General features: G+C 36.6%; 23 protein-coding genes. 7 read left to right on the top strand and 16 right to left on the bottom strand.

Features of this window, described 5'->3' with window-relative positions; translation table 11 throughout:
• The first annotated feature begins 29 nt into the window (after positions 1-29).
• Together IEU51_RS08505 and IEU51_RS08510 are read left to right on the top strand one after the other, a co-directional pair.
• Positions 30-1,214: an MFS transporter gene (locus IEU51_RS08505; protein ID WP_186088486.1), complete on the top strand. Its 1,185-nt coding sequence runs from the start codon at positions 30-32 to the stop codon at positions 1,212-1,214.
• A 45-nt stretch (positions 1,215-1,259) separates the two neighbouring features.
• Positions 1,260-2,192, top strand: coding sequence for a manganese-dependent inorganic pyrophosphatase (locus IEU51_RS08510; RefSeq protein ID WP_186088485.1), 933 nt, complete (start codon positions 1,260-1,262; stop codon positions 2,190-2,192).
• A gap of 1,135 nt (positions 2,193-3,327) precedes the next feature.
• On the opposite strand, the gene IEU51_RS08515 is transcribed toward IEU51_RS08510, so the two are convergent.
• On the bottom strand, positions 3,328-3,612 hold the full coding sequence (locus IEU51_RS08515) for an alpha-amylase (protein ID WP_186088484.1): 285 nt from the start codon (positions 3,610-3,612) through the stop codon (positions 3,328-3,330).
• A 101-nt stretch (positions 3,613-3,713) separates the two neighbouring features.
• Here IEU51_RS08515 and IEU51_RS08520 point away from each other — a divergent pair, with 101 nt between their 5' ends.
• Positions 3,714-4,091, top strand: coding sequence for a YolD-like family protein (locus IEU51_RS08520; RefSeq protein ID WP_186088483.1), 378 nt, complete (start codon positions 3,714-3,716; stop codon positions 4,089-4,091).
• Here the strand turns inward: IEU51_RS08520 and IEU51_RS08525 are convergent, their stop codons facing one another.
• Positions 4,092-4,970: a bifunctional 5,10-methylenetetrahydrofolate dehydrogenase/5,10-methenyltetrahydrofolate cyclohydrolase gene (locus IEU51_RS08525; RefSeq protein ID WP_186088482.1), complete on the bottom strand. Its 879-nt coding sequence runs from the start codon at positions 4,968-4,970 to the stop codon at positions 4,092-4,094. It lies immediately after the preceding gene.
• 116 nt (positions 4,971-5,086) lie between these two features.
• A complete protein-coding gene (rpmG, locus tag IEU51_RS08530; protein WP_186077036.1) occupies positions 5,087-5,236 on the bottom strand; it encodes a 50S ribosomal protein L33 in 150 nt (49 codons plus the stop codon).
• A gap of 212 nt (positions 5,237-5,448) precedes the next feature.
• Here rpmG and IEU51_RS08535 point away from each other — a divergent pair, with 212 nt between their 5' ends.
• Positions 5,449-6,450, top strand: coding sequence for a metal ABC transporter solute-binding protein, Zn/Mn family (locus tag IEU51_RS08535; RefSeq protein WP_186088481.1), 1,002 nt, complete (start codon positions 5,449-5,451; stop codon positions 6,448-6,450).
• Between the two features lie 62 nt (positions 6,451-6,512).
• Here IEU51_RS08535 and IEU51_RS08540 read toward each other — a convergent pair whose 3' ends face one another.
• Genes IEU51_RS08540 through IEU51_RS08555 form a run of 4 tightly spaced genes read right to left on the bottom strand, consistent with a single transcriptional unit; the run spans position 6,513 to position 8,536 of the window.
• A complete protein-coding gene (locus IEU51_RS08540; RefSeq protein ID WP_186088480.1) occupies positions 6,513-6,686 on the bottom strand; it encodes a hypothetical protein in 174 nt (57 codons plus the stop codon).
• The gene (locus IEU51_RS08545) at positions 6,673-7,083 is read right to left on the bottom strand and encodes a (deoxy)nucleoside triphosphate pyrophosphohydrolase (protein WP_186088602.1); all 411 of its coding nucleotides are present in this window, start codon (positions 7,081-7,083) and stop codon (positions 6,673-6,675) included. Before IEU51_RS08545 ends, IEU51_RS08540 begins: the two co-directional genes overlap by 14 nt.
• Entirely contained in the window at positions 7,084-8,187 is a 1,104-nt protein-coding gene (locus IEU51_RS08550; protein WP_186088479.1) for an iron-containing alcohol dehydrogenase, read from the bottom strand.
• A 10-nt stretch (positions 8,188-8,197) separates the two neighbouring features.
• Complete coding sequence (locus tag IEU51_RS08555; protein ID WP_186088478.1) at positions 8,198-8,536, bottom strand: TIGR04104 family putative zinc finger protein; 339 nt, start codon at positions 8,534-8,536, stop codon at positions 8,198-8,200.
• A gap of 57 nt (positions 8,537-8,593) precedes the next feature.
• Between IEU51_RS08555 and IEU51_RS08560 the strand changes: the two genes are divergently transcribed.
• Positions 8,594-8,773, top strand: a complete 180-nt coding sequence (locus tag IEU51_RS08560) for a hypothetical protein (RefSeq protein WP_186088477.1) — start codon at positions 8,594-8,596, stop codon at positions 8,771-8,773.
• On the opposite strand, the gene IEU51_RS08565 is transcribed toward IEU51_RS08560, so the two are convergent.
• The 4 genes from IEU51_RS08565 to IEU51_RS08580 form a co-directional block, all read right to left on the bottom strand.
• Entirely contained in the window at positions 8,774-9,862 is a 1,089-nt protein-coding gene (locus IEU51_RS08565) for a CapA family protein (RefSeq protein WP_186088476.1), read from the bottom strand. It abuts the gene before it with no gap.
• A 2-nt stretch (positions 9,863-9,864) separates the two neighbouring features.
• Positions 9,865-10,725 carry a M23 family metallopeptidase gene (locus IEU51_RS08570; protein WP_186088475.1) on the bottom strand — a complete coding sequence of 287 codons (861 nt, stop codon included), beginning with the start codon at positions 10,723-10,725 and terminating at the stop codon, positions 9,865-9,867.
• Positions 10,726-10,793: 68 nt separating this feature from the next.
• Positions 10,794-11,711 carry an ABC transporter substrate-binding protein gene (locus IEU51_RS08575; protein ID WP_186088474.1) on the bottom strand — a complete coding sequence of 306 codons (918 nt, stop codon included), beginning with the start codon at positions 11,709-11,711 and terminating at the stop codon, positions 10,794-10,796.
• Positions 11,708-12,262, bottom strand: a complete 555-nt coding sequence (locus IEU51_RS08580) for a VanZ family protein (protein WP_229713932.1) — start codon at positions 12,260-12,262, stop codon at positions 11,708-11,710. Before IEU51_RS08580 ends, IEU51_RS08575 begins: the two co-directional genes overlap by 4 nt.
• A 79-nt stretch (positions 12,263-12,341) precedes the next feature.
• Between IEU51_RS08580 and IEU51_RS08585 the strand changes: the two genes are divergently transcribed.
• Both IEU51_RS08585 and IEU51_RS08590 read left to right on the top strand, forming a co-directional pair.
• On the top strand, positions 12,342-13,235 hold the full coding sequence (locus tag IEU51_RS08585; protein WP_186088472.1) for an ABC transporter ATP-binding protein: 894 nt from the start codon (positions 12,342-12,344) through the stop codon (positions 13,233-13,235).
• A complete protein-coding gene (locus IEU51_RS08590) occupies positions 13,235-14,428 on the top strand; it encodes an ABC transporter permease (RefSeq protein ID WP_186088471.1) in 1,194 nt (397 codons plus the stop codon). Before IEU51_RS08585 ends, IEU51_RS08590 begins: the two co-directional genes overlap by 1 nt.
• A gap of 38 nt (positions 14,429-14,466) precedes the next feature.
• Here IEU51_RS08590 and IEU51_RS08595 read toward each other — a convergent pair whose 3' ends face one another.
• The 5 genes from IEU51_RS08595 to IEU51_RS08615 form a co-directional block, all read right to left on the bottom strand.
• On the bottom strand, positions 14,467-14,877 hold the full coding sequence (locus IEU51_RS08595; protein ID WP_208455160.1) for a GNAT family N-acetyltransferase: 411 nt from the start codon (positions 14,875-14,877) through the stop codon (positions 14,467-14,469).
• Positions 14,874-16,613 (bottom strand): ABC transporter ATP-binding protein, encoded by a 1,740-nt coding sequence (locus tag IEU51_RS08600; RefSeq protein WP_186088470.1) that lies wholly within the window; start codon positions 16,611-16,613, stop codon positions 14,874-14,876. The genes IEU51_RS08595 and IEU51_RS08600 overlap by 4 nt, the downstream gene beginning before the upstream one ends.
• Entirely contained in the window at positions 16,600-18,342 is a 1,743-nt protein-coding gene (locus tag IEU51_RS08605) for an ABC transporter ATP-binding protein (protein ID WP_186088600.1), read from the bottom strand. The genes IEU51_RS08600 and IEU51_RS08605 overlap by 14 nt, the downstream gene beginning before the upstream one ends.
• Before the next feature lie 368 nt (positions 18,343-18,710).
• On the bottom strand, positions 18,711-19,439 hold the full coding sequence (gene nagB, locus IEU51_RS08610) for a glucosamine-6-phosphate deaminase (RefSeq protein WP_186088469.1): 729 nt from the start codon (positions 19,437-19,439) through the stop codon (positions 18,711-18,713).
• A 19-nt stretch (positions 19,440-19,458) separates the two neighbouring features.
• A complete protein-coding gene (locus IEU51_RS08615) occupies positions 19,459-20,058 on the bottom strand; it encodes a pyroglutamyl-peptidase I family protein (protein WP_308808183.1) in 600 nt (199 codons plus the stop codon).
• Positions 20,059-20,102 lie beyond the last annotated feature (44 nt).

Here is a 20,102-nt window from a genome sequence, read left to right on the forward strand (position 1 = left end):
AATTATATATGATTTGGAGGGACAAATAAATGCAATTAGGGAGTTTCAAAGCAAGATTTATTATTTTATCGATTATCGTTTGCATCAGTGGTTTCTCCCAAGGACTACTTCTACCTCTGATTTCATTTATTTTTGAAGAACGTGGTGTCAGTGCGTCACTGAGCGGATTACATACTGCTGGTCTATATATCGGTGTGTTTTTATCTTCACTTGTCATTGAAGGTCCGATGCGTAAATATGGATACCGCTTCTTAATTATTGTCGGTGGTATTACAGTAAGCTTGGCAATTTTATCTTTCCCGATTTTAGATACTGTATTAATCTGGTTTATTTTACGTATTATTATTGGGATCGCGGATAACGTTCTTCATATTTCCACGCAAACCTGGTTGACTCAAACGACGCCAATCGAAAAGCTTGGACGCGTCATTGCGATTTATGGTCTCTTCTTCTCACTTGGATTTATGATTGGACCTAAGGTGAGTGAACTTGTCGTTATCTGGGAGCCGCTACCTTTCGTGGTATCAGGTGTACTCACGATGCTCGCGTGGCCATTAATCTTATTAATTAAAGATGCAAAAGATGCAAGACCAGATCCAACAGATGCTCCGATGACATTTTTCACGACGCTTAAAAACTTTAAAGCTGTAATTATCACATCTTGGGCAGCGTTCATGTTCCCGATGTTATATGGGTTTTTCGAGGCTTCAATCAACTCGAACTTCCCAGTGTTTGCACTCCGGAATGGTCTCGAGATTTCAGCAGTCACGTGGATTTTACCGATGTTTAACTTCGGGGGAATACTCCTGCAGTTACCGATTGGTGCTTTAGGAGACAAAATCGGTCGAGGAAAACTGCTTAGCATTCTAATGGTGATCGGTATAATTGCATTCACGCTGATGGAAGTATTTAACCAATCATTCCTAGGACTCATGATACTATTCACTGTTTCAGGTATGGCAACGGGGTCTGTGTTCTCTCTTGGACTTGGATATATGGCGGATGTCACGCCACGTGAAAACTTGCCTGCAGGTAACGTGATGGCAAATATCATGTTCTCTATTGGAAGTATCATAGGACCAATCATTGGTGGGTTTGTAATTTCTGTCACTGATGGTGCACTTTACTTCACATTCTTTGTTGTTATCATGGCGATTATTTTAATCTTAAACCTTGTTTATATGTCTAAAAGAAGAAATAGAATGGCACAGTAAAACATGTTAAACTATATCTATTAACACTTTTTGAGGAGAATTTTTATGTCAATCAAAATTTTTGGGCACCAAAACCCAGATACTGATACAATCACATCAGCAATTGTGCTTGCTGAACTTGAATCTAAATTAGGAAGAGATGCGAAAGCATACCGTTTAGGTGAAGTGAATAAAGAAACTGCATATGCATTAAAATACTTTAATGTAGACGCACCTGAACTCTTAGACTCTGTTACTGAAGAAGATACAGTAATGCTTGTTGACCATAACGAGTTTCAACAATCAGCACCTGGAATCGAAGCTGCGACAATCTTAGCAGTTATTGATCACCACAGAGTTGCGAACTTTGAAACGAACGCACCACTTTACTTCCGTGCAGAACCAGTTGGTTGTACAGCAACTGTTCTTTATAAAATCTTCAATGAAAACAATATTGAAGTAACAAGAGAACTTGCTGGGTTGATGTTATCCGCGATTATTTCAGACACACTCTTACTAAAATCACCAACTACAACTGAACAAGATGAAAAAACGTTATATCAATTAGCAGAAATTGCTGATATTAATCTTGAATTATACGGATTAGAAATGCTTAAAGCTGGCGCGTCAACAAGTGATAAAACAGCAGAAGAACTTATTAACGGAGATGCGAAAACATTTGAAATGGGAGAACGCAGTGTACGCATTGCGCAAGTAAACGTAGTTGACGTTGACGAACTTTTCGAAAGAAAAGACGAACTAGTAGAAGCAATCAACAAAGAAATCGATGCAAACAAGTATGATCTATTCACTCTAGTCGTGACAAACATTTTAGAATCAAACTCTAAAGTACTTGCACTAGGAGAACATCACGGCGTAATCGAAAAAGCATTCGATGTCGCATTAGAAGACAACGCCGCAATCCTAAAAGGCGTTGTATCACGTAAAAAACAAGTCGTACCAAACATTGAAAAAGCATTTGCATCATTATATGAGTAAACAAGATAGACGTGTAACCTGAAATAGTAGGTTGCACGTTTTTTTGTGGGATTTTTTGGGGTGGCGTGAGGATTTGGTTAGCATTGTTGGCGTTAGTGTGCGATGGGTTGGTGCGAGTCGGTTGTTGGCGCGAAATCGTTGCGGTAAATAGATAAAAACAGAAATTAGCGCGAAAATAGTTAGCCGATCGTTGCGCTATTTGGTGTTTGCTAGAGATTAGCGCAAACATAATCGGCACATCGTTGCGCTATTTGGTGTTTGCTAGAGATTAGCGCAAACATAATCGGCACATCGTTGCGCTATTTGGTGTTTGCTGGAGATTAGCGCAAACATACTCGGCACATCGTTGCGCTATTTGGTGTTTGCTAGAAGTTAGCGCAAACATAATCGGCACATCGTTGCGCTATTTGGTGATTGCTGGAGATTAACGCAAACATAATCGGCACATCGTTGCGCTATTTGGTGTTTGCTGGAGATTAACGCAAACATAATCGGCACATCGTTGCGCTATTTGGTGTTTGCTAGAAGTTAGCGCAAACATAATCGGCACATCGTTGCGCTATTTGGTGTTTGTTAAAAATTAGCGCAACAATATTTTTTCCATAAGTATAGCTAATCTTGTTCCCGGACAAACTAGATATATGGCACGCACTTCCATACTACAACTCATTCCATTTCCCAGAGTTTTAGCTATAGTATGCTGTTTTTATCTTAAATATATTTATAGACAGAATCGATCCTGACACTAATCAGTAAATTTTTACGATTTGCGACAGGATACTTTGTGAATCGTGCCCTAATCAAAGGCTTTTTTAAATTAGAGGAAGAATACTCTTAGAATCCCTACTCTAACCAAGTTTTAGTTCACATTAGCTTCCGGATTCTCCGAGCATCCTTACTCTAATCAAGATTCCACACACTTTAGCGGTAGGATACTATTTTTATCCTGCCGTTAATTGGGTATCTTAACAACTTAAAGGAGGGATTCTGTTTTTATCAAAAAAATAAGATGAAAACAACGCACCTTTTAGCGCTAATACTCTCAAACTTGCGTTTACCGCAACAAGGGCAGTACTAATCCAACAAAAACACCCCTCCAGTCAAATAAATCTGACCTTAGGGGCAACCACACTTTTTATTTAAACAGCCGCTTCACGATGCTCGTTTTTTTATCGCTTAAAAGTTCTTGTGAGCAGGTGTTTGTTACTTCATAGTTATATTCTTCTTGTGCGCGCTTATATGATACTTCGTCTATCCAATTCGTTTTCTCAACGTGCTCGAAACAGTTTGGGTGTATGATTTCGCCTGTTGAATGATCGACAACCACACGTGTTCCACTACTCGTTTCGTCTACGATTGGCAAAAATAATAGCGCAATTACGGTTACAATTAAGACACTCGCATATATCCACTTTTTCATAATCGTTCCTCCATCACTAATATACCATATCTTTTTCTAATTATACGTCTTGAAAAACAGAACATATGTTCGTATAATTATAATAAGAAAGTAGGGATATTATGGATTATAGACAGATGAAAACAGAAGAGCTCGATTCAAATATCCCTGTCGGCAGAGGGATGATCAAGTGGGCACCCTTCGCAACGATGCCAGAGCAGTTTGAGAATGTTCAAAATATCATAGATTCACAAGATAAAATCACGCGCCCTGTTTTAACTGACGATCGTGTTGATTTACTGAACCGCAAGATGAGTTACGCTATGAACCACAAGCTCCCAGTCAAAATCGAATATTTCTATGATGGGTATCGCTACACTGTCGATGTTGAAATAATAAAAATCGACCAATGGAGCGAAATGCTCATTGGCCGATATCTAGATTCATTAGAGACTTTCTTTATACCTTTTATGGATATATTGGAAATCTCACTATTATAATTAGTGTTTATCTGGTACGAAGAGGACTGCTTCTTTTTGGTACTCAACAGCTTTCATTAAATGTTGAGCAAGTACAGTTGTTGTGATTGCTCCAACCCCACCTGGTACTGGAGTAATCATGCTTGCTTTTTCTTTAACATTTTCAAAATCAACGTCTCCGACCATCTTGCCTTCATCGTTAAAGTTGATACCAACGTCAACAATGACTGCACCAGGTTTCACGTGTTGCTCTTGAATTAGATTGATCGCACCTGCACAGCTCACAATGATATCTGCATTCTTACAACTTTCTACGAGATCTTTAGTATGCAAGTTACAAGTCGTTACTGTCGCATTTTTGTTTAACATAAGTAGTGAAAGTGGCTTACCTACTACTGCACTTGCACCAACGACTGTTACGTTTTTACCTTCAAGCTCAACACCATAGAAATCAAGTAATTCCATTACAGCTGCTGGCGTACACGGTTCTAGTCGATCCGCTGCATTCGTCAACACTTTGCCTAAGTTCATCACAGTAAGTCCGTCAATATCTTTATGTGAACGCATCACACGTGATGCTTTTGTGATGTCGATGTGTTTTGGAAGTGGTTGGAGTAAAAGAATTCCGTGAACATCAACCGCCCAGTTCACTTCTTTAAACTTATCTAAAAATTCATTTTCAGAAATATCTTCTTTAAAGTGAAGTTGTTCTGTTTCGATCCCTAATTTTTCAAACCGTTTTATAGCTGCATTCTCATAAGAGATGGAGTCTTCTAAATCTCCTACACGTACAAAACATACTTTTGGTGAAATACCAATTCTTTTGGTTTCTTCAACTGCTTCTTTAATCTGTTCTGAAAGATGCGCAGCTACTTTTTTTCCATCGAGTAATTCTGCCATTACACACACTCCTACTAGTAATATTCTTAATTTAAGTATATCACAGTCGCTCACTAAGCCCTTCTCTAAACAAAAAATACCATATCAAAATTGATATGGTAAGTGAAAACTTTTAATTATTTAGTTTCACGGTGTAAAGTAACTTTGTTTAATCTTGGGCTATATTTTTTAAATTCAATACGCTCAGGATTATTACGTTTGTTTTTTGTAGTAATGTAATTACGGTCACCTGTTTCAGTGCACTCTAAAATAACGTTAACGCGCATGGTTTTCCCTCCTAATAAACATGTCTCGTGATTATGCTTTTCAACTGGCCAGTTGATCATCAAAGGATGAACTGTGTGCCATAGGCACATTAAATCACTTTGTCTATAATACAGGATTTCACGACTATTTTCAAGTTTTTATTAAAAAATTATTGCTTAATCGTAATCATTACGATATAATTTAAAACCGTAAGCAATAAGGAGGTCAATTTATGAAATTTAAAGCTTTTTTAATTTTATCTATCACTTTACTTCTCGCAGCCTGTGGCACGGGAGATAAAAACACGAAAACAGATGGAAACAAGCTACATATATACACAACAGTGTTTCCACTCTATAGCATGACAAAAGAAATCGGCGGAGATACTGTAGAAGTTGAATCTGTATACCCTGAAAACGTCAACATTCACTCATACGAGCCGTCTCAAAAAGATATTTTAAGCTATGCTGAAGGAGATTTATTTGTATTTACAAATGAAGAACTCGACCCACTCGCCAAAAAAATTAATGACACAATCGGTTCCCACACAAAATCACTTGCGGCATTCTCTTCTGAAGATAAACTGATTGAAAACGATCATAATCATGAAGGAGAATCAGAAGAAGAACACGCTGAACACGAGCATGAAGACGAAGAAGCACATGATCACGGAGATGAAGAATCTCACGACCATAGTCACGACGGACACGACCATGGTGCGCACGATCCGCACGTTTGGTTAGATCCGAACCTTGCACTAGAAATGGCCGAGAATATCACAAAAACATTATCTGAAATGAAACCCGAACATAAAGAACTGTATGAAAAGAACTTTAACAGATTAAAAGATGAGCTCGTTCAGATGGACAAAGATTTAAAAGACGCAACGAAAAATGCTGATGGTAAAACAGTGTATATCTCACATGAATCTATCGGATACCTTGCAGACAGATATCATTTTGAACAAGTCGGAATTAGCGGTCTAAACAATGAAGAACCATCACAAAAAGCGCTCACTGAGATGGTCACACACATTAACGAAGAAAAAATTCCATACATTCTTTATGAACAAAACGTATCATCACGCGTTACAGATATGATTGGTAGAGAAACAGAAACAGAATTTCTGCCTTTCCATAACTTAGAAACTTTGACAGATAAAGACCCAGAAGACGCAACATATCAAAGCATGATGAATAAAAACATCGAAAGTTTAAAAGAAGTATTGAAATAAAACTTTACACCAAAAACTCCCACCAGTATTTAAATACTGGTGGGAGTTTTACTTTTCAAGGATTAAACACCTTGTTCTGTTTCCATTTCCTCACGAATACGTGCTGTAAATTCTTGTATTTCTTTAATGTCTTTCTTAACAACAAAGTATACAATTGCGCCAACTACTGCGCCAATTACTGACAGCACTAATAACACTTTAAATACGAGTCCAAATACACTTTTAATAAATTCCATATTTTTTCTCCTCCATGATTCGTTCAATTGCAGGAATATCTGCAGGTGCAAATTCTAATTTCCCTAATTCCGAGACTTTTAACCATTTTTTATCGATATGTTCTAATAATTTTATGTCTCCATCGATAATTTTTGAGTAAAATGTTGTAAGTTCCACTGTTCCAAAATCATATTTATATTCTGTTGTTGTTATTTTATCGAGCACTTCAATTTCGCAATCCATTTCTTCCAAGAGTTCTCTTTTTAAGGCGACTTTTGGATCTTCTCCTGGTTCAACCTTGCCACCAGGAAATTCCCACATTAATGGCAATGTCTTGCCCTCTGGTCTTTGTGCACATAAAATTTCGCCTTGTTCATTTATAATTACGGCGCCAACCACAACAATTTTCTTCATAATCTACTTCCTATTCAATAGTTCAACAAGTTCAGCTTCATTTAACTGAACAATATTGTTTTTCATATTTGCTTGTAACAATGCATCCTCTGCTATAGCTGCAAGATGTTTTTTATCTATTCCAAGTGCATCAAATGTCGTTCGTAAGCCTATAGATTTTTTTAACTCATTGAATGCATCTAACATTTCATCTACCGATAAAAACCCTAAAGACTTCGCGATTTCTTCAAGACGCGGGTCTTCTTCACTATTAATTTTGTACCATAAATCAACCGTCAACGCGCACGCTTCACCGTGAGGCACACCAAATTCCGATGTTAAATAATAGCTGACTGCATGAGAGCCACTTGTACCAGTTTGACTGAACGCTTGACCTACAAGCATCGTCGCAAGAGATAACGCATGACGCCCTTCTCTATTATTTTCACCATCATATACTGATTTTAAGTGTTTGAATGCGAGACGTAAAGCTTCCGTTGCGAGTGTATCAGAATAAGGATTGTGCTTGACGTTACCAATCGCATCAAACGCGTGACACATAATGTCAATTCCAGAAATTGCAGTAACACCCTTCGGACATGTGTATGTAAGCTCTGGATCGATAATCGCAAGATCCGCAAATACTTCAGGACCATTCGTTGGCAACTTTTTACCAATTGTATGATCACTGATGACTGCAGAATTCGTCACTTCACTGCTCGAGCCGCTCGTTGTCGGAATAAGGATCAGAGGTACTCTTGTTCGACTCTTTTCACTTATAACCTTACGCGCTGAAAGTCCCATTGCAGCGCCGATAGACGCAACCTTAGTGGCATCCATGACAGAACCCCCACCAATACCGATTAAGGCATCCGCATTTGTGTTATTCATCATTTCGATAATCGTGTCCACATTCTCCATTGTTGGATTCTCTTCAATACCGACTACAGTACCTAATACACGATTATCAAGTTGTGACTCAATCACACGAAGAATGCAGTTTTGTTTCGCAGAATTACCCGCGACAATCACAAAATTATACCCCTCATAGCCCTCCAATAGAGTCTCAAGATCACCAATCAATCCCTCACCAAACTTAATATTCACAGGATGAAATAACTTAAACAAGACATATCACTCATTTCTTCTTCACATTATATACTTGTCTCTCAAATCTCACACTGAACGGAATAAAGATAAAGATCAGTGGTAGTATGAGTGCAGCGCTCAAGATCACTTTTGTCCAATGGAGCCACGGTGCTTGTGGGATTATAAATATCACAAATATGAGTACAAGTATTAGCGCTAAATATTCATAGATCATCGTCATTGTTGACGGCTCTAAATACTCTCCACACTTCGGGCATTTCGTTCTTGACCTTGGCTTAATAACATAACCAAGTAGGCGTTCTTTATACGTCCATTCATGCTTACAATACGGACACACGCCGACCTTATTTTTATTCTGATTCGCCATAATGACTTCCTTTCAATCTATGCTAAACTATATTTAAAAGATAAAATAGGTGATTCCATGAAACTCGAACTACAAAAATCGTTTAATGTCTTACTAATTGTCATCGCACTCGGTGCAATCTATTACTTTATTGCACCTCATGTTGCCGGTCTATTAAAAATCGCAATCATCGTATTATTCATTGTGATCGCCCTATACTCTCTTTCTACAATATTCAAAAGAGAGTACGATGAATAACTACTCAAGATAAGGTACGACTTCTAACTTATCTGTATAAGTCTTCATATGAGATTCTACGTCTTTATAGACTAGAGGCATTTCTGCATCGTTTAAAGGAATCAGATTAAAGTCTTCATACTCATTACTCTTAACATACGTTGGCATAAATCTTACTTTTGGTACCATTACTGTGGTACCAATTTTTTTAACTTCAAAATCAAAGATACCACCAAGTTTTGTATTTAACGTCTGTTGTGCACTAAAGAAGTTCGACATTGAATACGCAATTGGCACTTCTCTACCATCTGATGTTTCATATATATCAACCGGTTGTAGTGTATGCGGATGTGACGCAATAATTAAATCTACGCCCGCTTCAGCAATCTGTTCATACATTCTACGATCTGCTTCTTCGGGGAATTCTGCGTACTCTACACCTCTATGCATGCTGATAATCTGCACATCCGATACTTCTTTTAACTTCTCAACATCTTCTAAAATTAAGTCTAAATAATCATAATTCACTAAATAGTCTTGTCCTTCTGGAGTTTCGATGCCGTTTGTGCCATATGTATAACCACTCATGCCCACTTTAAGACCATTCACCAGAAAGACGCGCATGCGGTTCATATCTTCTTCTGAGATATTTGCACCCACGTAATCAATACCACGTTCTTTCAAACGTTCAACTGTCTTTAAAACACCATCTGTACTTCTATCTAAGATATGGTTATTCGCTAAGTTTACGACATCTGCATGTAAGTATTCTAATAGATCCGCCACTTCTTCTGGTGCGTTAAATGTAGGATATCCACTTAGTCCGAGCTCTTCCCCACCAATTGGTGTTTCTTGGTTTAAATACACAAAATCAGCGTCTTTTAGATATGGTTCAATCGATTTAACCCTTGAATTGAAGTCATAACTACCGTCATCTTGTTTCACATCTTCATATAAATAATCGTGGACAAGTATGTCTCCAGTTGCTCTAAAGTCAAAAGACTTTACTGGAGACAAATCCACAAAATTCGATGATCCTACGCTCTGTAATCCAGATGTTGTTGCTGACATTGTGCTCACAAGTAACACAGATAACAATGATTTAAACATAATTAGACACCTCTCACAGTTTCTGCTTGAACTGGTTCTTTTTCATAATCTTTAAATCTAATTCTTAATGAGTTTGAATCTACTAAATCTCTGCCATCCGTCACTTGGAAATGCAAATGCGGTTCATTTGAAGCTCCACTATTACCTGCAAATCCGAGCAAATCGCCTTGTTCCACTGTATCTCCCACTCTTACTACAATACTGCCTGCTTGTAAATGCGCGACCATGCTGTATTCATCATTTTCATGTTTAAGGACAACCGCATTCCCCATCGGTTGTTCCATATTTGGAATTCCTATAAAATTATCTGGTTGATGCAGATAAACATCCACGACCTCACCTTTTAACGGTGCAACAACATCTTTACCATACGTAAAATAGCTCGAGAGCTTTTTCTCTAATCCATTATGAACATGTCCAGAAATCGACTGTACTAAATCGTAAGCATAGCGCTGGTTTTTATATGGATAATGGTAGTTTAAGAACGCATTTGTACCACCCCATAAAACGAACCACTCGTCATTAATCGGAAACTTATATTCATTTTTTGTATAGTCATCGTCCGTTTCATACTGCTCATGAAAATCAAATTGGATACCACCAATTTCCCCATTCTGATGAAACACAGCGGTAATCATATGCGTGTCGTTATCATCTATAAAACAATACCTGTCTACCTTGTAGTGAATTGAGTTGTGAAATTTTAATTCAAAATCCCCACTATTATTCTTAAAGTCATTCGCATAAGTGACGAATTCTTCTTCACTCATGAGTGACTGATAATCCTTTGTAGATGCTTGATATAAGATATTGAAATGTCTTTCATTAAAAAGCTTTACAAAATCTTCTGGTAATACCTTCATTGTTTCACCTCATTTATTAAAGTGTACAAAAAAAAGACTTTAAAATCACGTTTTAAAGTCTTTTTAGATTATTTAAGTGCATCAATAATTTCTTTTGTTTGACCTTCTACAGAAATTAAATCATTTGTTCTAAAGTCATCGAGATTCATAATTACGACGCGTGACTCATCCATACCCGCTTCATTCTTAACTTTAGTTTTTAGGGTTTTTGGATCTTCATTTGAACTGATAAACACATAATCAGCTTCAAAATCTTTCAATTGATCTAGTGACTCTACCGTCGTCGCATTGTTTTCCATGAGACGTTTGGCTTCTTTATTCAGATTAAATCCTAAGACATCATAGATTGCTTCAGTCCCAAAGCTACCGAATTTAGGTACCGCTTGATAGCCACCATCGATTTCAGTTAAAACAACTGCATCATATTCACTCGCATTAAATGGTAAACCACGTTTCAATTCTGTCATCGTCGTCATCCATTCATCAATGATGTCTTTCGCTTCTTGTTCCTTATTTAACATCACACCTAAATGATAGAAATGAGTTAAATAGACGCGTTTCTTATAAGGGCTTAAAAAACTTGAGTTATATATCATCTCTATTGTTGGTGCGATATCGACGTATTCACTCGAATAATCATCTGGTGCGTAGGTAATGATTAAGTCAGGATCTAATGTCTTAATATGATCTAAATCACCAGGTGTAATAAACGCTACATCCTTCAAGTTTTCCTCTATATACTTATTCTCTTTAAGTATTTCATTAACACCAGCAGGCTTTACACCGAGTAAATGTGCATTCAGTGGATCTGTAGCGCGAAATAATAACGCGCGTTCCACGTCATATGGAATTTCTAATTCTCCTGCTTGCTCTACTGTAATTGTTCGCTTGTTTTCTTCTTTATTACTACTCACTTCTTGATACGTACTACATGCACTGAGTACAAGTGTCGCTGCGAAGATAATTAACATTAATAATTTTTTCATTTGCTCTTCCTACCAAAGTATACGTCATATATTTGTTCTATCTTTAAAAATAATACTCCTATAATTATACCAATAATCGTACCAATTACATTTAAAATCACATCATCTATGTTTGACGTACGTCCAATAGGAAAAATAAATTGTAGTGTTTCTATTAAGCATGAAACAGCCATCCCTATTAGTGATACTAGAAGTTCTTTTCTTAACACCAAGTACATAAAGAAACCGAACGGCATAAATAACACAATGTTCATGATGATGTTATTAAAAATAGCTTCTCGTGTTGCATAGTCTAACATGTCTCTAATGGTTCCGAATGGTGTTAAATTCAAAGAATGACTTTCTATTGAAGTTGGCATCATCGTTACTAAGAACATGCCTAGGAGTGTCACGACGAGTCCAAAATAAGTACTAAACTGTAAGATGCGTTTAAAATTATTCAGCTTATATCCCATTTTGTAGTTGATATACAGCAATACAAATAAAAAAATCATCACTGCAATAATAAAAATTGGGATAATTGGTTTAAATGCTTCTAATAAAATTTGCAAGGTCTTTCTCCAATCTATATATCTAAAAACTATATCATAAATTATGGTAAACTGAAAATAACTTAAAGGAGTGAACTGCATGGGACTATCTATTAATAACCTTACGATGGTATTTAATGAACACACTGCTGTTGATGACATATCACTGCATGTTGAAGAAGGAGAAATGTATGGGTTCTTAGGCGGAAATGGTGCGGGTAAAACGACTACTTTCCGTATGATTTTAAATTTACTCAAACCTACTAAAGGGACCATCACATGGAATGATACACACATCAACTATGATGTAACAGATATGATTGGGTATCTGCCTGAGGATCGCGGGTTACACCCAAAACTCACTGTACAAGAGCAAGTGACATACCTTGGACGTCTTAAAGGCATGAGCCAAAAGGACGCACTAGAGGCTTTAAAATACTGGTTAGACCGCTTTGATGTTTCAGAGAATCTCAACAAGAAGATCGGAAGTTTATCAAAAGGGAATCAACAAAAGATTCAACTGATTGCTTCTATAATCCATAATCCGAAACTCATTATTTTAGACGAACCATTCTCAGGGCTTGACCCAGTAAACGTTGAGTTATTAAAAGAAGCCGTTCTTGAACTCAATAAAAATGGAGCAACAATTATCTTTAGTTCTCACAGAATGGAGCACGTAGAAGAACTGTGTGAATCCATCTGTATTTTGAATAAAGGTAAGCAAGTCTTAAGTGGAAAAATCTCGGACATTAAGCGCTCATACAAAGAAAAGCGCATGACGATTACTGGTGAACATGACCTCGCATTCTTAGAGAATGCTCCTGGAGTTCTTGAATACACTAAAAAGAATGACACAGTCACACTTAAGATTGCAGAAGAGTCTTACGCAAAAGATATATACGAGACAATCTCTTCAATAGGATATTTCAAAAAGATTAGTGTCGAAGACCCTACCCTTAACGAAATATTCATAGAGAAAGTAGGTAGAAAATAATGAATAAATTTTTTATGATTTTAGGAAGTGCCTATAAGCAGAAAGTAAAATCAAAAGCGTTTATTTTCACTACATTGATCACTGTCGCAATTATCTTTTTAGGATTTAACTTTAATGTCATTATCGATATGTTTAATAAGTCTGAAGAGATTGAAACGATTACTGTAGAGGCTGAACCAGAGTTAAAAGAAGGATTTGAGATGTTATTGCCAAATCACTCAGAGACGATTAAAGTCACCGATGATTCTACAAATATTCTAACGATTGAGCGAGATAAAAACACGCTCACTTCTCTGATCAACACAGAAGTTGAACTGTCATCAGACGATAAAAATGCGATTCAAAACACACTCGATCAGCTTCATCAAACATTAGTAATGCAAGAGAACAACATCAATCCTGAAGCAATCGCAGAGTTAAACACAAAAACTGATTTGACTGAAAAGACGGCAGATGAAGATGCACCTAAGAGTGGATTCGATGATATCAATCCAGCAAACATGGTGATTATGTATATCACGCTGATGCTCATGTTCTTCATTATTATTGGGTATGCTGGACAAGTCGCGAATGATATTGCGCAGGAAAAATCATCTCGCGTCATTGAAATGATCGTATCTAGTGTGTCCCCAACGACTCACTTGGTTGCGAAAGTATCTGCAATAATTTTAAGTGCATTGACCCAGATTTTAGTGCTCCTGATTGGTGGATATATTGCATTTAAGACGAGTAATATTAATGAAGCGGTTCAAAAGTTTGATCTTGAATTTAGTGATAATACGGTTTCGATTATCATTATTTGTATCATCTATATGCTTCTAGGGTTACTTCTGTATTTATCACTTGCAGCGATGTTAGGAAGCTTCGTCTCTAGAATGGAAGACTTACAACAAAGTATTATGCCACTGACATTCTTAAGTATCGGTGGGTTCTACATTGCGATGTTTAGTATTGCGACACCTGGGACAATACTTGTAAAACTATCCAGTTACTTCCCATTCTTTACACCATACGTGATGCCTTTACGATTGATAGATCCAGACACTTCGTTGACAGAACAGTTTATTGGAATAATTATTATGATTATTTCAATCGTACTTATTATCTGGCTCACAACATATATTTATAAACGCAGTATTTTACTCACAGAAGGCGGTATGATTAAATCAATCAAAAAAATATTTAAGAAATAAAAAAAGACTGTCATACAAAAGTATGACAGTCTTTTGCTTTAATTATAATATCCGAATCCGAGTGCGCCTAACTCTGAAAATTCTTTAAAGCCAAGTGATTTGTAAAACCCTTTTGTTTTTTCTGAGTTTTCTGTTGTAAGTACAATTTGTCTGCATTTCCGCACTCTTTCTAAAGTCATTTCCATAAGTGCTTTTCCAATACCGTGTCGTTGATAGTCTGGATGTACCAAAATATCTTGGATATAAGCAATGTATACAACATCGCCTACTACTCGTACTAGTCCAACTAATTTTTCCCCGTCCCAAGCTGAAATATGAAACAGACTATTCTTCAAAATATACTCCATAATATACGTGTCTTCGTAATATCCAGACCACTCCACACTCTTATACAGTTCGATTAGTTCTTTAGTGTCGATTATTCGATTTTCATGATAGGTAATATTCACTTTATCTCCTCTTTCGTCACTTGTTTTAAATACATTGAAGCATACTTGTTGTTTTCTTGCATGAGTGATGCGTGATTTCCTTCTTCAATTATATGTCCTTTTTCTAAGACAATGATGTGATCTGCATTCTGTATCGTAGATAATCGGTGTGCAATAATAAATGTCGTTCGGTCTTTTGACACGACTGCCATCGCATTTTGAATCATTTGCTCTGTCTCACTATCAATGTTTGACGTAGCTTCATCTAAGATTAAAACAGTCGGGTTAAATGCAAGTGCTCTCGCAAATGAAATCAGCTGTCTCTCTCCAAGTGATAGTGTTGCCCCACGCTCTGATAGTTCTGAATGAATCCCATTCTCTAGCTTGTCTAAAATATTTTGTCCACCCACTTTAATGAGGGCGTCTAGAGCTTCTTTCTCTGTAATTTCTGTATTATTCATACGAATATTATAGAGAAGTGATCCTGAATAAATAAACGGATCCTGAAGGACAATTGACATGTGTTTACGCATAGACTGCTTATTAAGTTCTAACGTGTTTTTATCATCAAATAATATACGACCTGATGTTGGGTCATAGAATCTCATTAAGAGGTTGATAATCGAACTCTTACCAGAGCCTGTATGCCCTACAAGTGCGAGTGTTTCATTCGGATTCACCTTAAATGAAATGTCGTTTAAAACGTTCGTCTTACCATCGTAACTAAAGTTCACGTCTTGAAACTCAATTGTTCCTGTGAACGTGTTAAGCTCGCCATCTTGGTTATCTTCTACTTCCTTATCGAGAAGTTCATACACCTTATTTGTTGATACACGTGCTTGCTCAATGATATCGAGCATCCCAACAATGTTATATAACGGGTCCATAAACTTCGTTGAATAGTCGATGATTAAATACATCGAACCGACGGTAAGTGCCGTTCCTGTATCTAAGAAAATACTTGCGAAAACGACCACTAAAATCATGAGTAAAATACTTCTTAATGTCTCAATTAAGTTATGGTTTGTCAGTGCGTTGATTTTAACAATCTTCATTGAGCTGTCGTAGAACTCATCGTTGATCTTGCTGAAATCTTCAAGCACAGTTTCTTCTCTATTAAATGCTTGAATGATTTGCATTCCGTTAATAGATTCGTTGATCATCGCATTGATGTCACTGTTTCTCTCACGTTTAATATTGTTATGCTTTGTCGAAGCTTTTCTATATAGATAAACCCAAATCATAATAATTGGTACAATCACGATCATTGCAAGCCCTGCATAGAAGCTTACAAAGAAGCTCGCCACAATAATTCCAAAGATCGTAAATCCACTGATAATGATGACAGGTACCGCTGAAGTGAATAGCGCTAAAATCGCTTCAGTATCGTTTGTGATTCTCGCTACAACCTTCCCTGCAGGTAAGTCATCAAAATAACGAACTGGTAAATTTTGTACATGGTCAAATACTTTTAGTCTCAGTTTTTGTATCACACGGCTCGATGACGTTTGAATAACGATTTGCGAGAAATATGCGACAACTGAGTTGACAATTTGAATACCAAGATAGATCAGGATGAGTGTGATAATTCCTTTAGCAACTACATTACCTTCTTGCATGTAGTTATCGATAATGAATTTCAAGATTAACGGTCCAAGTAACGTGAGGACGACACCAATCGCACTTAAGAAAATACCAAATATTAATGTTTTTCTTTCGCCGATCGTGTAACTATATAATCGTTTAAAGTTCTTCATCGTCATCACCTCCGGATAGATAATACTCATGTTGTTTCTGATACCATCCACCACTGTTTGAGAGCTCATGATGCGTACCACGTTCCACAATTTCCCCTTTATCTAAAACGAGAATTTGGTCTGCGTGTTGCACAGCAGAAAGCCTATGAGTGATGATGATTGTTGTCTTACCTTGACGTGTAGCTTTAATGTTTTCAATGATGCGTGACTCAGTCATTGCATCAACTGCTGATAAAGCATCATCTAAGATAAGAATATCTGGATTTTTAATAAAGCTTCTCGCGATAGATACACGCTGCTTTTGTCCACCAGATAGTGCGATACCTTTCTCACCAACAAGTGTGTCGAGACCGTTCGGCATGTTTTCGATGTCTTGATCGAGTGCACTCATCTTGATTGCTTCTTGTAATTCTTCCTCTGTTGCATCCTGTTTACCAAATAGAATGTTTTCTCTTACTGTTTTTGAAAACAATATATTATCTTGTGAGACATAACCAATTTTTTCTCTGAAGTCTGAACGACTGATGTCAGAAATTGGTACACCATCGATTTGGAGTTTCCCCTCACCAAATGGATAGTACATGAGTAACTGCTTGATAAGCGTTGTCTTACCAGAACCCGTACGACCAACAATACCAAGTGTGTCTCCACTCTTTAAATCAATTGTGATATTTTTTAAATTCACATGATTACTACTTGGATAAGTGAATCCATATGATTCAAATCCAATGTCCGTCTTATGATCACTGTTCGTACCAAAAATAACATCGTCTTCAGTGTTAAACACGCGGTTAATTCTCGTATACGATGCGTTCCCACGCTGCATAAGGTCAATTGTGATACCTGTCGCAAACATTGGCCAAATCATCATGTTCAAGTAAATATTGAATGTAATGAATTCACCTAGGGTGATGTCTCCTCGGTTGATAAAGTAAGCACCAAAACCAAATGAGAGAATAAATGTGACAGACACAACGATTGTTGTGAGTGGATTGAATAAGCTATCGAGTTTAACTACTTTCATAAATTTTTGTAGATAGTTTTCTGTCATATCATAGAATCTTGCGTATTCATCTTTTTCTTGAACGAAACTACGTGTGAGTCTCACACCTTCAACACCCTCTAACACTGAGTTGTTCATATCGCCGAAAGATTTCTGAGCTTTCTCGTGAGCGAGATGGATTTTTTTACCAATGAATACTTCTACAAAAATAAGTATGGGTAATGGGAGAATTGCGAGTATCGTAAGCTTCCAAGAAACGACTACCATCATCGTGATGAGTAGCGTGATCATGTATGCACTTGAGTCTAATAATGTAAATATCCCAATACCTACACCGTTAGAAACACTCTTTAAATCATTCGTTACCTTCGCCATGAGATCTCCTGTTTTATTCTTTTCAAAGAAAGAAGGACTCATTAAAAGGAATTTTCTCATGAGACGATGTCTCACGATGGTCTCAACTTTGTAGGCACCTTGCCAAATGAGAAATGAATATACAAAACTCAAGGTATAACTGATTACAATAATGATTGAGAAAATCAATACAATTTTCATTAATAGTTCTTTTGACATCGATCCTTCAGTTATAAAGTCGATCGATTTACCAATGATGTACGGTGGAACAACATCGATAATGTTTAATAAAATTACTGTTAGAAACAGTAAAATATATGTTTTCTTATGCGTGGTAAAGAACCATTTAAGCTGTTTTAAAAAGTTTAACATTTGCGTTCCTTTCATCTTCCATGTCCGAATTTGTACAAAAAAATGCACACTGATTCCAGTGCGCATAAAAAAATACACATAGAATTAGAGTTGTCCCCCATTCTAAGTGCACATAAATATAGTGAGACTTATAAAATCTCTATATTATTTTGCATCTAATTCGGAGGAAAAGTTTAAGTTTTTAATTACGTCTAAATCTAATCTGTTGTTCATAATACGTTTCCTCCATTTCTTTAATAGTTAACTCAAGTATATTTCGACTTCTGAAACAATGCAACCGTTTTTTTACAATTATCTAAATATTTGCGCATCCAGTTCTTTTTTGGATAAAAAATACACTTCCAAAAATGGAAGTGCATCAATATCAATTATTCTCCACGTGCTTCAGAATCTGTTAATAGAATCACATTTGGATGATTGTGTAAAATCGAAACTGGAACGTCTTCTGACACTTCTCCACTCACAAATAAGTCTCTAGCTTCTTGTTTGTTTGCACCAGAAATGAGTAAAATGATTTTTTTAGCTTTCATGATTGTAGCAAGTCCCATAGATAGTGCTTCTGTTGGAACGTCTTCTTTCTTTTCGAAGAAACGTGCATTGTCTTCAATCGTCTCATCTGTTAATTGTACACGGTGTGTTAATGAGTCAAATGAAGTTCCTGGTTCGTTAAACGCGATATGTCCATTACGCCCAATTCCAAGTACTTGAATATCGATTCCTTTTTCATCGATTAAAGCCTCGTATTCCTTAACTTCTTTTTCAATGTCATCTGCTACACCGTTTAAGATATGGATGTTTTCTTTAGGTACATCAATTTTCGAGAATAAGTTTTTATCCATGAAGTAGTGGTAGCTTTGATCATTACCTTCATCAAGACCAACATATTCGTCTAAGTTGAAAGTAGTTACTTCACTTAAATCTAAGTCCGCTTCATTGATCATAGTTGATAATGCATCATACATACCTTCTGGTGTTGAACCAGTTGCAAGTCCTAATACCGTATCTTTTTTCGCTTTTAAATCGTCGAAAATAATTTTTGCAGCTTCTCTGCTCATCTCAGCATACGTGCTTGCTTTAACTTCTGTAAATTTTGTCATTAAAATTCCTCCAGTGAATTTATAGATTTTCTATTACTTTTGTAACGGCGACGTTAATGTAATCTTGTGGCCAACCTGGAATTTTATTAGCAATTGAAATTTCCATATTTGCTGGCACATGGACGAAACCGCTCGGTATATTTAAATCTTTTTCTTTTAAATAATACAGCGAGCAATACATCAAGTTATTACATAGATACGTACCTGCCGAGTTTGAAATCGTCACTGGTATATTATTCTCTAAAAGTGCTTTTTCTAATCGTTTAATTGGGAGTGTTGAAAAAATCGCATCTGGTCCGTCTTCATTAATCTTCTCACCATTCGGATGAAACCCGTCATTATCAGGTCTTCCATCAATACAGTTGATTGCGATGCGTTCTAAATGAATACTATGAATATTCCCTGCAAGTCCGAGATGAATAATCGCATCTGGATTTACTTCATCGATGTCTTTTCTAATTAATACCTCGATATTTTTAAACGATACAGGATATACTCTTGAAACAATCCTGTACTCGCCAACAGTTGTGCCATCTAAGTGTCTAGCTGCACTCTCTGTTGGGTTCGTTTTAAACTTTAAAAATGGTTCATACCCCGTTAATAATAATGTTTTCAACATATTCACTCCTAAAGTATTGGTTTAGTATAATACTTTACACTCAA

It is taken from the genome of Phocicoccus schoeneichii (assembly GCF_014635565.1).
In the GTDB taxonomy this organism is placed as follows: Bacteria; Bacillota; Bacilli; order Staphylococcales; family Salinicoccaceae; genus Phocicoccus; species Phocicoccus schoeneichii.

Excerpts from the sequence above, each read along its gene's own strand:
- IEU51_RS08535 (WP_186088481.1), top strand. The coding sequence starts at position 5,449 with ATGAAATTTAAAGCTTTTTTAATTTTATCTATCACTTTACTTCTCGCA.
- nagB (WP_186088469.1), bottom strand. The coding sequence starts at position 19,439 with ATGACAAAATTTACAGAAGTTAAAGCAAGCACGTATGCTGAGATGAGC.
- IEU51_RS08575 (WP_186088474.1), bottom strand. The coding sequence starts at position 11,711 with ATGAAAAAATTATTAATGTTAATTATCTTCGCAGCGACACTTGTACTC.
- IEU51_RS08555 (WP_186088478.1), bottom strand. The coding sequence starts at position 8,536 with ATGGCGAATCAGAATAAAAATAAGGTCGGCGTGTGTCCGTATTGTAAG.
- IEU51_RS08570 (WP_186088475.1), bottom strand. The coding sequence starts at position 10,725 with ATGAAGGTATTACCAGAAGATTTTGTAAAGCTTTTTAATGAAAGACAT.
- IEU51_RS08600 (WP_186088470.1), bottom strand. The coding sequence starts at position 16,613 with ATGAAGAACTTTAAACGATTATATAGTTACACGATCGGCGAAAGAAAA.
- IEU51_RS08515 (WP_186088484.1), bottom strand. The coding sequence starts at position 3,612 with ATGAAAAAGTGGATATATGCGAGTGTCTTAATTGTAACCGTAATTGCG.
- IEU51_RS08525 (WP_186088482.1), bottom strand. The coding sequence starts at position 4,970 with ATGGCAGAATTACTCGATGGAAAAAAAGTAGCTGCGCATCTTTCAGAA.
- IEU51_RS08510 (WP_186088485.1), top strand. The coding sequence starts at position 1,260 with ATGTCAATCAAAATTTTTGGGCACCAAAACCCAGATACTGATACAATC.
- IEU51_RS08505 (WP_186088486.1), top strand. The coding sequence starts at position 30 with ATGCAATTAGGGAGTTTCAAAGCAAGATTTATTATTTTATCGATTATC.
- IEU51_RS08560 (WP_186088477.1), top strand. The coding sequence starts at position 8,594 with ATGAAACTCGAACTACAAAAATCGTTTAATGTCTTACTAATTGTCATC.
- IEU51_RS08565 (WP_186088476.1), bottom strand. The coding sequence starts at position 9,862 with ATGTTTAAATCATTGTTATCTGTGTTACTTGTGAGCACAATGTCAGCA.
- IEU51_RS08585 (WP_186088472.1), top strand. The coding sequence starts at position 12,342 with ATGGGACTATCTATTAATAACCTTACGATGGTATTTAATGAACACACT.
- IEU51_RS08540 (WP_186088480.1), bottom strand. The coding sequence starts at position 6,686 with ATGGAATTTATTAAAAGTGTATTTGGACTCGTATTTAAAGTGTTATTA.
- IEU51_RS08615 (WP_308808183.1), bottom strand. The coding sequence starts at position 20,058 with ATGTTGAAAACATTATTATTAACGGGGTATGAACCATTTTTAAAGTTT.
- IEU51_RS08590 (WP_186088471.1), top strand. The coding sequence starts at position 13,235 with ATGAATAAATTTTTTATGATTTTAGGAAGTGCCTATAAGCAGAAAGTA.
- IEU51_RS08605 (WP_186088600.1), bottom strand. The coding sequence starts at position 18,342 with ATGTTAAACTTTTTAAAACAGCTTAAATGGTTCTTTACCACGCATAAG.
- rpmG (WP_186077036.1), bottom strand. The coding sequence starts at position 5,236 with ATGCGCGTTAACGTTATTTTAGAGTGCACTGAAACAGGTGACCGTAAT.
- IEU51_RS08520 (WP_186088483.1), top strand. The coding sequence starts at position 3,714 with ATGGATTATAGACAGATGAAAACAGAAGAGCTCGATTCAAATATCCCT.